Origin of the sequence: Ferruginibacter sp., assembly GCF_049840995.1 — a bacterium.
Classification (GTDB): domain Bacteria; phylum Bacteroidota; class Bacteroidia; order Chitinophagales; family Chitinophagaceae; genus Ferruginibacter.
The window spans coordinates 139192-152785 of the sequence record NZ_JASGIP010000001.1; the positions used below are offsets into that span (position 1 = coordinate 139192).

Annotated in this window: 15 protein-coding genes; 4 read left to right on the forward strand and 11 right to left on the reverse strand. The window is 41.1% G+C overall.

Features of this window, described 5'->3' with window-relative positions; translation table 11 throughout:
- Positions 1 to 84 precede the first annotated feature (84 nt).
- The gene (locus QM738_RS00670; protein WP_462274743.1) at positions 85 to 2775 is read left to right on the forward strand and encodes a hypothetical protein; all 2691 of its coding nucleotides are present in this window, start codon (positions 85 to 87) and stop codon (positions 2773 to 2775) included.
- A gap of 71 nt (positions 2776 to 2846) precedes the next feature.
- Here the strand turns inward: QM738_RS00670 and QM738_RS00675 are convergent, their stop codons facing one another.
- The 5 genes from QM738_RS00675 to QM738_RS00695 form a co-directional block, all read right to left on the reverse strand.
- Positions 2847 to 3371 (reverse strand): DUF2911 domain-containing protein, encoded by a 525-nt coding sequence (locus QM738_RS00675; protein WP_462274744.1) that lies wholly within the window; start codon positions 3369 to 3371, stop codon positions 2847 to 2849.
- A 79-nt stretch (positions 3372 to 3450) separates the two neighbouring features.
- On the reverse strand, positions 3451 to 4068 hold the full coding sequence (locus tag QM738_RS00680; RefSeq protein ID WP_462274745.1) for an RteC domain-containing protein: 618 nt from the start codon (positions 4066 to 4068) through the stop codon (positions 3451 to 3453).
- Positions 4069 to 4157: 89 nt separating this feature from the next.
- Entirely contained in the window at positions 4158 to 5552 is a 1395-nt protein-coding gene (locus QM738_RS00685) for a T9SS type A sorting domain-containing protein (RefSeq protein ID WP_462274746.1), read from the reverse strand.
- Positions 5553 to 5743: 191 nt separating this feature from the next.
- Positions 5744 to 5899: a LytTR family transcriptional regulator DNA-binding domain-containing protein gene (locus QM738_RS00690; protein WP_462274823.1), complete on the reverse strand. Its 156-nt coding sequence runs from the start codon at positions 5897 to 5899 to the stop codon at positions 5744 to 5746.
- On the reverse strand, positions 5829 to 6473 hold the full coding sequence (locus QM738_RS00695; protein WP_462274747.1) for a LytR/AlgR family response regulator transcription factor: 645 nt from the start codon (positions 6471 to 6473) through the stop codon (positions 5829 to 5831). Before QM738_RS00695 ends, QM738_RS00690 begins: the two co-directional genes overlap by 71 nt.
- Between QM738_RS00695 and QM738_RS00700 the strand changes: the two genes are divergently transcribed.
- A complete protein-coding gene (locus tag QM738_RS00700; protein WP_462274748.1) occupies positions 6472 to 6624 on the forward strand; it encodes a hypothetical protein in 153 nt (50 codons plus the stop codon). The genes QM738_RS00695 and QM738_RS00700 overlap by 2 nt on opposite strands.
- Positions 6625 to 6647: 23 nt before the next feature.
- On the opposite strand, the gene QM738_RS00705 is transcribed toward QM738_RS00700, so the two are convergent.
- From QM738_RS00705 to QM738_RS00720, 4 genes are all read right to left on the reverse strand, one after another.
- Positions 6648 to 7139, reverse strand: coding sequence for a hypothetical protein (locus QM738_RS00705; RefSeq protein WP_462274749.1), 492 nt, complete (start codon positions 7137 to 7139; stop codon positions 6648 to 6650).
- A 151-nt stretch (positions 7140 to 7290) separates the two neighbouring features.
- Positions 7291 to 7920: an SHOCT domain-containing protein gene (locus tag QM738_RS00710; RefSeq protein ID WP_462274750.1), complete on the reverse strand. Its 630-nt coding sequence runs from the start codon at positions 7918 to 7920 to the stop codon at positions 7291 to 7293.
- Between the two features lie 88 nt (positions 7921 to 8008).
- Positions 8009 to 9718: a M13 family metallopeptidase gene (locus QM738_RS00715; protein ID WP_462274751.1), complete on the reverse strand. Its 1710-nt coding sequence runs from the start codon at positions 9716 to 9718 to the stop codon at positions 8009 to 8011.
- 49 nt (positions 9719 to 9767) lie between these two features.
- Positions 9768 to 10043, reverse strand: a complete 276-nt coding sequence (locus QM738_RS00720) for a hypothetical protein (RefSeq protein WP_462274752.1) — start codon at positions 10041 to 10043, stop codon at positions 9768 to 9770.
- 113 nt (positions 10044 to 10156) lie between these two features.
- Here QM738_RS00720 and QM738_RS00725 point away from each other — a divergent pair, with 113 nt between their 5' ends.
- Positions 10157 to 10750, forward strand: a complete 594-nt coding sequence (locus tag QM738_RS00725) for a TrmH family RNA methyltransferase (RefSeq protein WP_462274753.1) — start codon at positions 10157 to 10159, stop codon at positions 10748 to 10750.
- A gap of 40 nt (positions 10751 to 10790) precedes the next feature.
- On the opposite strand, the gene QM738_RS00730 is transcribed toward QM738_RS00725, so the two are convergent.
- Together QM738_RS00730 and QM738_RS00735 are read right to left on the reverse strand one after the other, a co-directional pair.
- The gene (locus tag QM738_RS00730) at positions 10791 to 12212 is read right to left on the reverse strand and encodes a M56 family metallopeptidase (protein WP_462274754.1); all 1422 of its coding nucleotides are present in this window, start codon (positions 12210 to 12212) and stop codon (positions 10791 to 10793) included.
- The gene (locus tag QM738_RS00735; protein WP_462274755.1) at positions 12209 to 12580 is read right to left on the reverse strand and encodes a BlaI/MecI/CopY family transcriptional regulator; all 372 of its coding nucleotides are present in this window, start codon (positions 12578 to 12580) and stop codon (positions 12209 to 12211) included. Before QM738_RS00735 ends, QM738_RS00730 begins: the two co-directional genes overlap by 4 nt.
- A 158-nt stretch (positions 12581 to 12738) precedes the next feature.
- Between QM738_RS00735 and QM738_RS00740 the strand changes: the two genes are divergently transcribed.
- Positions 12739 to 13587, forward strand: a complete 849-nt coding sequence (locus QM738_RS00740) for a hypothetical protein (protein ID WP_462274756.1) — start codon at positions 12739 to 12741, stop codon at positions 13585 to 13587.
- The last annotated feature ends 7 nt before the right edge of the window (positions 13588 to 13594 follow it).

Consider the following 13594-nt stretch of genomic DNA (forward strand, 5'->3'; position numbering starts at 1 on the left):
AAAGATTTTTATTTTTGCAACCATTCCGTGCCGGGATTAGTCATTACAGATGATAAATAATTATTCAATAGCCAAAACATTTCTATGAAAAGATTCAAAAAGATCCTGAAGATTTTCCTGATCAGCTTAGTGGCGCTTATAGCCATTGCCTTAGCGATTCCCTATGTTTTTAAAGGAAAGATCGTGGCTTATGTAAAGCAAACGATCAACAAAAGCCTTACTGCAAAAGTGGATTTTAAAGATGTGGACATTTCCTTTTTCCGTCATTTTCCCAAAGTGGCCATTGGGCTGGATGAGCTGCAGGTAACGGGTACAGGTGTTTTTGCTGCAGATACATTGTTGTCTGCCAAACGCATTGATGCCGCTGTAAACATCATGAGTGTAATAAAAGGAAAAGATATGACCATCTATTCTGTTACAGCTTCTGCTCCACGCATACACGCCATTGTAAACAAAGACGGCGCTGCCAACTGGGATATTGTAAAACCGGATTCTGCTGCAACAAAAACGGAAACAAAGGAAAAACCATTTTCACTGGAGCTGAAGAATTACGAAATAGAAAATGCCTATATCAGCTATAAAGATGAGAGTGCGGGCATGAGCAGTGAGATCATCAATCTTAATCACAGCGGCAGTGGCGATTTTACTTCCGATCTTTTTACCTTGAAAACTTCCACTTCTGCAAATGCGGTAACTTTTGTGTATGACGGCATCCCTTTTTTAGCCAACGCAAAAACCACGCTGGATGCCGATATACAGGTGGACAACAAACAAAACAGTTATACTTATTCCACCGATAATATTGCGGTGAATGATCTTAAGATCAGCAGCAACGGCGTTATCAAGAACCTTAATGATAAGGGCTATGATATGGATATAAAATTCAAAGCGCCTTCTACCGATTTTAAGAATATATTGTCGCTGATACCAGCTATTTATAAAAATGATTTTGCTAAAATAAAGACCAGTGGCTCCGCCGTTTTCGGCGGCTTTGTAAAAGGTGTTTACAACGATACACAGATGCCCGCTTATCATGTGGATATGGATGTGAAAGATGGTTTTTTCCAGTATCCCGATCTGCCGAAACCGGTGCAGAATATCAACTTTAAAGCACAGGTGGATAATAAAGATGGACAAACAGATAACACGGTGGTGAATGTGGAGAATGGCCATATTGAAATGGATAATGAACCATTCGATTTCAGGGTGCTGGTGAAAAATCCCGTTAGCAATATGTTTGTGGATGCGGCTGCAAAAGGCAAACTGGATCTTTCCAAAGTAGCGCAATTTGTAAAACTGGAAAAAGATACAAAACTTGCCGGCCTGCTGAATGCGGATGTGAGCCTGAAAGGCAATGTTACCGATATAGAAAAACAACAGTATGATAAATTCAGTGCAGCGGGCACTATCGGGCTGAATGATTTTTTCTATGCAGCCAAAGATTATCCAACAGGTGTTAAGATAAACAACCTGCTTACATCTTTTACACCCAAACAAATTGATATCAGCAGCTTAAGTGGTCAATATATGAATACCAATTTTACAGGATTGGGACAGATCAATAACCTGCTGAGTTATGTATTGCAGAATAAACCTTTGAATGCAGCGCTTGCTGTTACTGCAGATAAGGTGAACCTGAACGACTGGATGGGCACTTCTGCTGATACTGCCACTACAGGTGCAGCATCCGCGCCTTTTGCAGTACCTGCCAACCTGGATATAAGCCTGCAAACTAAAGTAGATAAAGTGCATTATGATAAAATAGATATCAGTGATCTTTCCGGCACTTTGTTGATCAATAATGAATCTGTATTTATTAAAGATGTAAAGGGCAATGCACTGGATGGTACACTGGCTGTGAACGGGCAATACTCCACATTGCAAAGCAAGGTAAAACCGGATATAGCGCTGGATTATGCTGTAAGTGGCGTGGATGTACAGAAAACATTTTATGCATTTAACACCGTACAAAAACTAATGCCGATAGGAAAATTCATTGCGGGCAAACTTACTTCGCAACTGAGTGTAAAAGGTAAGCTGGGCGATAATATGATGCCGGATATGAATACACTTACCGGTAATGGCAACCTGTTATTAATAGAAGGATTCCTGAGCAAATTTGCACCGCTGGATAAAATTGCCAGTACCTTAAATGTAAAAGCACTGGAACAGATCTCTGTAAAAGACATCAAGAATTATTTTGAATTCTCCAATGGTAAATTACTGGTAAAACCATTTACGGTTAAAGTATCCGGTGTGGAAATGGAGATCGGAGGGTTGCAGGGTTTTGATCAGTCACTGGATTTTGTGGTGAACATGAAATTACCCCGCTCCTTAATGGGAGATAAGGGCAATCAATTAGTGAATAACCTTGTAACACAAGTAAACAGTAAAGGCGTACCATTGCAGGTAGGCGAGACCGTTAACCTGAACCTGAAACTGGGTGGCAGCATTACAGCGCCTACAGTAAAAACAGACCTGAAACAGGGCGCTGCAAATCTTGCTGACCAGATGAAACAACAGGTAACTGATTTTGCCAAGGCTAAGATCGATAGTACCAAACAGGCGGTTACCAGTGCCGTAAAAGACACGATCAAATCCATCAAGAACCAGGCATTGAGTGCTGCAAAGGACGAACTGGCCAAGCAACTGGCGGGCAACAAGAACAATACAGATTCCGGCAGTGCACCCAAACCAAAACCTGCTGAATCTTTAAAAGGGTTGATGAACAATTTGCTGAAGAAAAAAGTAAAAGATACTGCTACCAAACAATAGCATCAATGAATACTGTAAATAAAAAAGAGCTGCATCATCTGCAGCTCTTTTTTTATTGTGCAAAGAAAAAATTATTGTGCTGTAAAAGTAACTTTATTATCGCCCCATAGTAAAGTGATCAAACCACTTTTGTCAATGGTAAAGGTCATTTTTTCTGTGAACACTGTGCTCTTTTCTGCTTTGGCGGTGATACGTAATGCATCATCTGCCTGCTTGTAATCAAAAGCGCCCCATTGTTTCCAGGTTTTATTGAAGATGATGGTCCAGTTGTCTTTTCCGGAAAGCGAGAATAAACCATATTTACCGGCAGGTAAAGTGGCATTGCCGAATTTAAGGTCTTTGTCCGTTTCAAAAACAGTGGCTTCATTGGCACCCGTGCGCCATACCTGTCCCTCTTTTGGTTCCAGGTCCGTACCGATCGTTCTTCCTTTTACAGAAGGTTGACTGTAATCGATGCTGATGGTGGCGCCGGTATTGATGGTTTCTTTTACCAATGCAGGAGGGCTGGGCCTTTTACTTTTATCCTGTTGTGCATTGCTGCTGCAGCTGATGAATAAACTGCCGGCCAATATAGCAGCGGTGATCATTTTTTTCATACATAAGAATTTTTAGTGAATGGAAACTGTAATTTATGTTTTTTTATGCAACGGCTCATTAGCAAAATATGAATTTACATCAGCGGCTTTCCACCATACCATAAACGTGGCAAACAGGTACGATCTTCTTTACAGGTGGTTCATCCTTTTTGCCATGCAACAGGTTACGCAACTCCGCTTCCACCAGTTTATGGTATTCCCGGTAGCCCAAAATACGTGCTGCAATACAACTGGGCGATATGCCGGCCTTTGAATCGCAGGGTAATTCATCCAGCAGGTTGCGGGTACAGGCATCCTGGGTAAAATACTGCAGGTCTTTGTCGGTTTGCCCGTTCACATAATAATCATAAAAATCGCGGTGGCGTTCGTAGAATTTCTCGATTCTTTTTAACTGGTTCAGCCAATAGATCACTAGTTCAATATTGCTGTCGCCCGGTTTGAACAACAATGCCTGGTAATGCAATGTGTAAAATTTCAATACAGCGACAAATGAGGGCTTTATATGTTTAAAGAACAGGATGGATTCCGCTTCGGAAATAAAAAAATGAGTAGTGGCAATATGCTTTATCCTTGTCCAGTACTGGCTGGCAATATTAAAACAACCTTCAATTACCAATAGTTCGTTCTTACAGCACAATTTAAAATTGCCAATATCTTCCTGCATCTGGGCATAAAGCTGCATTGCATTGAATTGCATAGCTGGTTTTTTAAGTGAACGTTAGGTGATGGGCGTGACAGGGCACAAAACTGCTTTGACAGTTCTGTGCCACTATGTATACTTTGAGATTACCTGTTTGCTTTAATGATCTTCTGCACCCACCGTTCCTTTCCTGCGGCAATAATAATACGGTAAACACCCGGCGGAAGCTGTGCCGGCAGGTTCAGTTGCCACCTGCCTGCCTGCTGTGAAAAATGAGAGCGCACTAAAATTCGTCCATACATATCCGCTATATTGATATCAGCAGCGCTATAATTTCCTGGTAACGAAATAAATATATGGTCTGCAAAAGGATTTGGGTATACTAAAACCCCTGCAGGCAGTTGGTTCCTTACTTTTATGATAGCGCTATAAGTGGAAAAGCCAGCCACAGTATCCAGGTATTTTATCCTGTAATAACTGGTCCCGGTGAATGCTGCATCCACTTGCTGTGAATAATGGGGCGACCCATCCGCATTAGCTGGCAATGGAGGATAAAGTGCAGAAAAATTCTTGCCGTCAACAGAGACTTCTATGGTGTAGGTTGCACTTGCAATTGAATTCTGGATTTCCCAATACAGCATATTACCATTACCTTTTTGCTCCTGGTAAAAAGAAATAAAATTGTTGGATAATATCTGTATGGCAGCACAACCACCGCAACGCCGGAAAATATCTGCCAGTCCCCAGGATGGTTTACAGCCATAAGGGATACATGTAGAATCGAGTTTATGTGTCAACCCAAGGCAAACATGAATAAAGGGATTGGCATTGCTGAGCGTATCCCATAGCTGCGAAAATTCTGATACAGATAAACAGGCGTAGGGGTCGGGTGCATAGTAACTGTTCTTTACTTTATTGTACAATACTGTCATCACTGTTTCGCTGGATTTACCCATGCAAACGCTGCGGGGAGAAGCTTGTGGATCGGTAATGATACCATGAAAGTAAGCACGCCCTTTATTTACAAACCAGGAATATGCATTGTTAATGACAAAATACTGGTTGTTCATTTTTAAAACAGCATTGGTGGTGGCGTTGATCAGCACATTGGGCTTTGCTGCGGTAGCCCAGCCATTCTCAAAGGAAAGGTTCCGTAGAATTTCGAGTGTACCATAATTGTACAGGTAACTATTACCTTTTAAGCCCAGGCCATAGCCAATACCACTGCCTATCACGAATCTTGCTCCGGGCTGTACAAAGATCTTGCCCGAATCCATGTAGAATTTATCGATGGTAAGATTACCACAAATGATCAGTGTTCCACCATTGAGTGTAAGGGAATTAAAAGTGGCTGCGGAGCCATAATACCATTTGGTGGTGCCGCTGTTAAGAGTTTCGTTGGCCGTTACCAGCGGCCCGCTGCTGTTGCAGCTGGCCGTTGGGGCGGTTAAACACTGGCTGAAAACATGTGTAGCAGAGATGCAGACCAGTATGAATAAAAGCACAAATAAAAAGAACAGGCGCAGGAAGATGGATTTCATAAAATTGGTTATTTAGGATATTGAATATGGGTTTGTGCAACCGGTATTTAAAAATGATGAGCAGGAGTTTAAATAACGGTCACATGGTAAACCTAATCACTCATAAAGTAAAAGTGTAACGAAACTGCAGCAGTTGAAACAATTGCTGCTTCAATTGTTGAAATCAGAACACCAGTTTTAAAGTACTGCCATCACTCTCCCAGCCATTTGCGGAAGTTGGCAATGCGTTCCCTGCTTACGATCATTTCTTTTTCTGCAGCAGGGGCAAGATGTATCTTAAACCGGTTGCCGGGGTAAGTATAAATAACGGCAATAGAGTTGATGGCAATGATACAGGAACGGTTGATGCGGAAGAAAAGCTGGGGATTCGAGCATATTTTCCAACTCATCCATGCGGTATTCCACTAAGAATTTGCGGTTGTCATAAGTCCTGAAAAAAATAAAACGGTTATCCGAAAAGAAATAAGCGATCTCTTCCACTGCAATAGATAATAATTTTTGCTGGTAGGTAACGAGGAATCTTTTTTTGATGGCCTGTTGCAGGTAAGGCGCCGGCATGCTTTCCGGTATATTACCAGCCGGCGTTACCAGCGATTCTTCTTTTTGCTTTACAGGAAGATCAGCCGTATTTAAAAGGTATTTCCGCAGGTAACTGAGGTGGCTGACACGAAAGGCCAGGTAAACCAAATGATTTTTGTGGAGGGTGATAATAAGCTTGGCTTCGATCGTCTTGCTTACGTCACCTAATAGTTTGTGATTGATGAGCACCAGGTCGGGGAAGGGGTGCACATTGATCCGTTGCTGCAGTAATTCCATATCTGTAACCACAGAAAGTACCTGGATACTGCTGTCGATAGCATGTAATACCCTTATCACTCTTTTAACCACCTGTTTTTCCGGCTCTACAATAATAACTTTCATGACCACTCAAATCTTTCTTTACTGCAAGTTTATTTTTTACAACAGTAATTTCAAGGGCAATGGTAATGAACCGGAAAAAATAACGAATGAGTTGCTGTATGTGCTGGCGGAATTTTTTGATGCAGGTCGCCTGCAATATTTTGTTAAATAAGCGATAGCAGCGGTACCTGCATTTTACCAGCGAAGACTTTTGGTAAAATATGACGGGGTGATAGTATTGCTCCAGACAATAAAATCCTCGCTTTTTTTTGCATTCATCTTTCCAGGAATATTTTTCAGATCAGGTTGATGGGGGATATAGTGAAATCCAATTTTGAATTTAAGATTACCGGTTTTGATGGCAGAAGTCCTGTCCAACTCTAAAATGTTATTTATACTCCTGTAGGGTGGGATCTCAAAGGTTTTATGACCGTTGGTAAAACATATATGCACAAGTACCTTCCATTTATCATTATCGACCGTGTATGAATCTTGCCAGGAGCAATCCCAACTTTCATATTTAATGGTATCAGCGGTGTTATTAGTAAGGATTATTTTTAAAGTGATGTGTTTACTGCTGCGTTCATTGATCATTGCAGTTAAAGATAATTTGGGCACAGTTGTAATGTTTGTTGTAAAAGACGTTGCGATAATAATGATTGAGCCAAGGATCAAAGCCTGCTTCATTGTAAGAGATTTAGTTAGTTTATACAGGTAATACGTAAATATAAAAAGCAGGCCGTTTGTAAATATAACAGTACTGCCAATTTGTATATTAATTAACTAAAACCTTTACTGTTTTAACATCATTCCAACAGTTTTTTGAAGCCCGGTATATTTAACTACCCATCAGCTTATTTTTTTGCGCAATGTATTCTTCATTGGTGATGGCGCCCTTTTGCAGCAGTTCAAATAATTTGTGCAGCTCATCTGCTATCAGTTGGGGTGATGCACCGCTGCCGACTCCCGCAGTTTTTGCAATGGCCTGTGCCAGTTGTGTGGCCTGGCTGCTGATCTGTGTTCTTTTATATTCTTCTTGTGCATGGGTGATGGTATCCTTCAATAATTTGGGATGATGTATCAGTTCATACTTTGTTTCGCCCAGTTCAGCAGCGGTTTGTATATCCACGTTGCCATAACCAAATATCCTGCCCATCAAAGGCTGATTGTATTCCACATTATTAATTTTATCCAGCGGACTTTCTTTGGAATATCTTGTAAAAAAACCGCTTTCATCCACTACCCGCATATTAGTAACTGCCCAAAGATTATACTTCCAATTAATATACTCCACCGCAGGAAATATAGCGGTGAGTAAAATGATGATGAATGCAATGGAATAATTGCTCATCCAGACTAATAGCAGGATGGAGAGCAGCAACCATGCTAAAATAGAAGGCACCAGTTTTATCCAGTGCTTACGGATAATGAGTAAAAGTTTCTCGTCTTTTTTTAATTGTGTGCGCATAGTAAGTACAAGTTAAAAAATATTTTTTATGTGGCGTATAAAAAAACAGGCAGGTAAATCTACCTGCCTGTTCATTATGCAATAAGCGTTACCATATCCGCACCCTTAAACTATCCGGGCGGTACATTTTATCGCCGGGTTTAATATCGAACGTGGTGTAAAATTCATCCACATCTACAAAAGGACCGTTTACCCTGTATTTGGCAGGGGAGTGCACGTCTGTTAAAAGACGGCTGCGTAACTGCGCTTCCTGCTGCTGGAATAACCAGCCCAGTGAGTATCCAAGGAAGAAGCGCTGCATCGGTGTTAAACCGTTGATCTTTTCTCCTTTTTTATACTGCTCGGTTTTTTTGAATGCATCCACACCGAGTAATATACCACCCAGGTCGGCAATATTCTCACCCAGTGAAGCCTTACCGTTTATATGATAGCCTTTCAGCGGTTCGTATGCGTTAAACTGGTTTACCATCACATCAGCACGCTTATTAAATTCTGTTTCATCTTTTTTGGTCCACCAACTGCTCAGGTTGCCCTTTTCATCAAACTGCCTGCCTTCATCATCAAAGCCATGGGTTATTTCGTGTCCGATGGTGCTCGCTGCTGCATAACCATACACCAGCGCATCATCCAGTTCTTCATCTTTATAACCAGGCACAATAAATTGTGCTGCAGGTAATACAATTTCGTTATTACTTGGATTGTAATAAGCATTGTAGGTCTGAGGTGTCATATCCCATTCATCCCTGTCAACAGGTTTGCCCAGTTTATTCATATTGTAATTATACCACCAGTTATTAGCGCTTGCCAGGTTTGGTAAAAATCCTTGCTTGCTGATCTGCATAGCAGAAAAATCTTTCCACTTTTCCGGGTAACCCACTTTCTTTTTCATGGTAGCCAGTTTCGTGTATGCCTTCTGTTTAGTGCTGTCACTCATCCAGGTAAGTTTGGCAATACGTTCTTTTAAAGCAGTGCGGATGGCTTCTACCTGGTCGCTGTAGCGTTGTTTGGCTTTTTCGTTAAAGAATTCCTTTACATACAATTGGCCGAGGGGCTCGCCCAGTAACTGGTTCTCCATTTGTATCACTCTTTTCCATCTTGGCCTTCTTTCTTTAGCACCGCTGAAAAGCTGGTTGAATTTAAATGCTTCCAGGCCAAACTTATCCGGCAGGGCAGCAGAAAAATCTGAAATAAGATTAAATTTCACATAGCTTTTCCATACAGGAATGGGTGTTTCGTTCAATATCTTATCCAGTGCAGTAAAAAATTCCGGTTGACCCACTACAACAGAATCGAGTTTGCTGGCTCCGGCTGCAGATAAATACGCCGGCCAGTTTATAGTAGCCGCCATTTTACCCATATCAGCCACTGCCATCTTATTGTAATTTTTATAAGGATCACGCAGGTCTTCTATTTTACGGCTGGCCAATGCCATTTTAGTTTCCAGCGCCAGTATATTTCTTGCATCGGCAGCAGCACTTACAGAATCCTGCCCGGCCATGTGCAGCATAGTGGTAATATAGCTTACATAGCTGCTGCGGATCATGATAGTGGCAGAGTCTGTTTTAAAATAATATTCCCGTTCCGGTAAACCAATACCGCCCTGCCAGAACTGGTACACCATCACATCACTGTTCTTTGCATCCTGTGTAGGACCATCGCTGAATAAAGTAGAAGAGCCCGCTTTTTTTAATTCTGCAGCCGTGCTCAATAAAGTGGGAACATCTTTTATAGCATCCGCTTTATCGAGATATGGTTTTAGCGGCGTAAGGCCTGCCGCTTCAATAGCTGCGCTGTCCATAGCAGTTGTCCAGAAATCACCGATCTTCTGGCTGTTGGTACCTTGTTTGTCATTGGCCTTTGCAGCGGTCTTCGCTCAATTCTCTCAGGCGTTTCAGGTTTTCTTCATTCACCAGTTGCCCGATACCCCAGCTGCTGAGGTCGCCGGGAATAGGATTTTTCTTTATCCATCCTCCATTGGCATAATCAAAAAAATCATCACCCGGTTTTACAGTTGTGTCCAGGTTGGCAGCAAGAATATCTGTTTTAGCTGCTGTAGTCTTATCTGCATTATTACAGGCGTATAACACCGTGCAGGCAAAGGTTAAGGCAAAAAATTGTTTCATGTAAAAATGAGTTTTATCATTAAATATAAAGAATGATAACAAGGCGCAACAAATTTTTTGATAAGTGGGACCTCAACAGCCTTATTACTTAATTTTGCCTTTTATTGATGCTTATGACACCTGAACGCAACGACCGCCTGACCTCGGTTTTAAATAAACGCCAGCCCGATCTTACGGTAGTACTGGAAAATGTATTCGATCCGCACAATATCAGCGCCGTGATGCGTACCGCCGATGCCGTGGGTATACAGGATATATTTATACTGAACAATAAGATACCGCCGCACCGCAAATGGGGTGCAAAAAGCAGTTCCAGCGCTGCCAAATGGCTAACAGTGCACCAATATACCGATGCGGGGGAATGTTTTGCGGAATTACGTAAAAGGTATAAAAAAATCTATACCACGCATTTAAGTACGGATGCAGTAGGCCTGCACGAATTGAATTTAACAGAACCTGTTGCCTTGGTATTTGGCAACGAACACAGCGGTGTAAGTGATGATATCATTGCGATGGCCGATGGCAATTTTATTATTCCGCAGGTGGGAATAATAAAATCGCTGAATATATCGGTGGCTTGTGCTGTTACTTTGTACGAAGCTTACCGCCAGAAAAATAATGCAGGGCATTATGACGCCATCAAATTGCAGGGAGAAAGACTGTCAGGTTTGAGAAATGAATGGGGATTTTTAGAGGAAAATGAATAAAATATCCGGGTAAGTGATTTTTACTTACCCGGGTGATCAATTACTTTTCCTGTACCTTTTTATCTATACGTATTGCCATTAGATATCCTTTATTATTACTAGCTGAGCTGTAATACTCCCGGTAATAGGCTGTGGTCATCAAATTAACCTGGTGGGTATATGATCTATTTTTTTTGGCGGGACCATATAGCTTGCTGATAAAAATCTGTTCAAAATCTGTATTGGAATATTTATCAAGTACGGAATTATTAATTTTTTTTCCATTTAACCAAACACCATATACTGCCGCATTCTTTAAAGCTTCAAATTGTTCTTTTGTAGGTACAACTTTAGGCAGCGGTGGAGCAGGGGGCATGAATATAACTTTTTGTTTTGCCTGTTGCTCTTTACTCATCTGTAGGTAAATGGTTTCAAGCCGTTGTTTTTCTTCCGGGGAAACGTTGACATAAAATGCCGGTCCATACTTACCATCGGTGGTTTTATTCTTATTAATAATATCTGCGTACTCATCCAGCAATTGTTGAGAAACACCTTCAACAGTGGAGGGAGTTTCAGGAACTGCTTTCTGAATTACTTTCGGAATATCCTGGGCCATGGTGTTTGTGCTGAAAACAAATATTGCAGCAGCAATTACAGGCAGTACTGCCCATTGTTTTACAATGGCAATACTTTTTGATGTTGTTCTTGTCATCATGAGTAATCTTTTCTTGGTTATTAAATAATTGAATTGACTGGTTAAAGGGGAACTTCCGGGCTGTGCCGCCTTTTCAAGTAAGAGGTATTGGTAGGCTGTTGCATTGTGGAAGGTTTCAACTACAGCATCATCCGCTAAAAATTCGTGGTTCAATTGTATAGCCCTGCGGTACAGGTATAAAAAGGGATTGAACCAAAAAAATACGAGTAGCAGTTCTATGAATATAATATCCAGTGAATGTTTCTGTCGGACATGCGTTAGCTCGTGGCTGATGACCTCTTTTTCAATAGCGCCATTTTCATAAGTTGTTTTATCCAGGAAAATGAAATGTAAAAAACTGTGCGGGGTAACGTTTTTCTCCAATAATATGAATGTAGCATTGCCTTGATGCACCTGCGCATTATTCCTTATCCGGGAATAAATAGTTACCATGTTCCTGGTAAATACCGCTAACCTAAATAATGCAATAGCGGCATATAAAAACAAAATGAATAATGCGATATAATCGGTTTGAGTATTCATTAAAGGTTGTGAGCTGCCCGCAACAACAGGCTGCTCAACAGGCAGCAAAATGCTTTGCTGCAGGGGAGCAACGTTGATCACTGCAGGTGTGGGAATAGTTATCAACGGAATTGTAAAAGACAGTACGACGGCTACTAACAGGTAGGCCCGTTTGAAACGGTGCATCTTTTCACGCTCTAAAAAAAGCGTATAGAATAAGAAAAGAAGCGCTGCGCAAAGCACTGTTTTTACAATATAGAGCATCATTTTTTCTTCTTTTTGATTTCCTGGTCAATGATTTTTTTAAGACTTTCCAGTTCGATGGTTGTTAAATTACTGGTGGTGGTAAAAAAGGAAGCAAACTGCAAGGCAGAATCGCCAAAATAATTTTTTATCATCCCCTTTACATGCTTCGAAAAGTAATCTGCCTTTTTCACGAGCGGATAATATTCCCTTGAATTGCCGAACAGGGTATATCCTACAAAGCCTTTATCCTGCATCCTTTTCAATAAAGTGGCAATAGTGGTTACTGCTGGTTTTGGTTCGGGATAGGTATCAATGATGTCCTTCATAAATACCTTTTCCTTTTTCCAGATCAGTTCCATTAATTGTTCCTCTGTTTTGGATAATTTCATTATTCTACATTTTGATGTATTTCTCTACAAATGTAGAGTAATTTTTTAAACCACCAAATTTATTTTGCAACTACAGTACCCCTTGCCATTGTTTTTTCTGCGCCATCTGCGTTATCTGCGGGAGTTTCTCCTAACTTTAATGCACCAAAACCTCATGTATGAAGCAATTTGTTCTCCCGTTCTTATTACTACTTAGTTTTTCTGTTTCCGCACAAAATAAAAAGCCCCTCGACCATACTGTTTACGATGGCTGGCAAAGTATCGGCGAACGCATGATCAGCAATGATGGCAGGTTTGTAGTGTATACCATTAATCCCCAGGAAGGAGATGGCGAACTGGTGGTACAGGAACCATCGGGTACTTACAAAAAAATAATCCCGAGAGGATACAATGCCGTGATCACAGAAGATAACCGCTACGTGGTGTTCCGCATAAAAGCACTCTTCCAGGATACAAGACAGGCAAAGATCAAAAAGAAAACGGCTGATGAAATGCCGAAAGATTCGTTGGGCATATTGGAACTGGGCAAAGACAGTATAGTAAAGATCGCTAAAGTAAGATCTTTTAAAACACCCGAAAAAGCAGGTGGCTGGATGGCTTACCTGATGGAAAAAGCAGATGCACCGGCTGCTGCTGCAAAACCAAAAGCGGCAGTTGATTCGGCAACACAGTTAAAGAATTTATTACAGATGGCTGACAGCCTGGTAAGAGTGGCCGACAGCATCCGCAATAAAACAAAGGAAGCGCAAACCAAGGGCATAGCGGTACTGGCTCCTGCAAAAAAAGAAAATAAACCTGCAGCTCCCAAGGCTGATGCAGAAAAGATAGAAGAAGGAACAGAACTGGTGCTTAAAAATTTTAATACCGGTGCAGAAAGAAAATTCAAGCTGGTAACAAAATATTATTTCAGTAAAAAGGCCAATACTTTTATTGTAGAAACGTCTGCAAAAAATAACGATAGTATTACAAAAGCAACCGTGTTGTGGATCGATTCTTGCAAGTGGTAAGACAGAC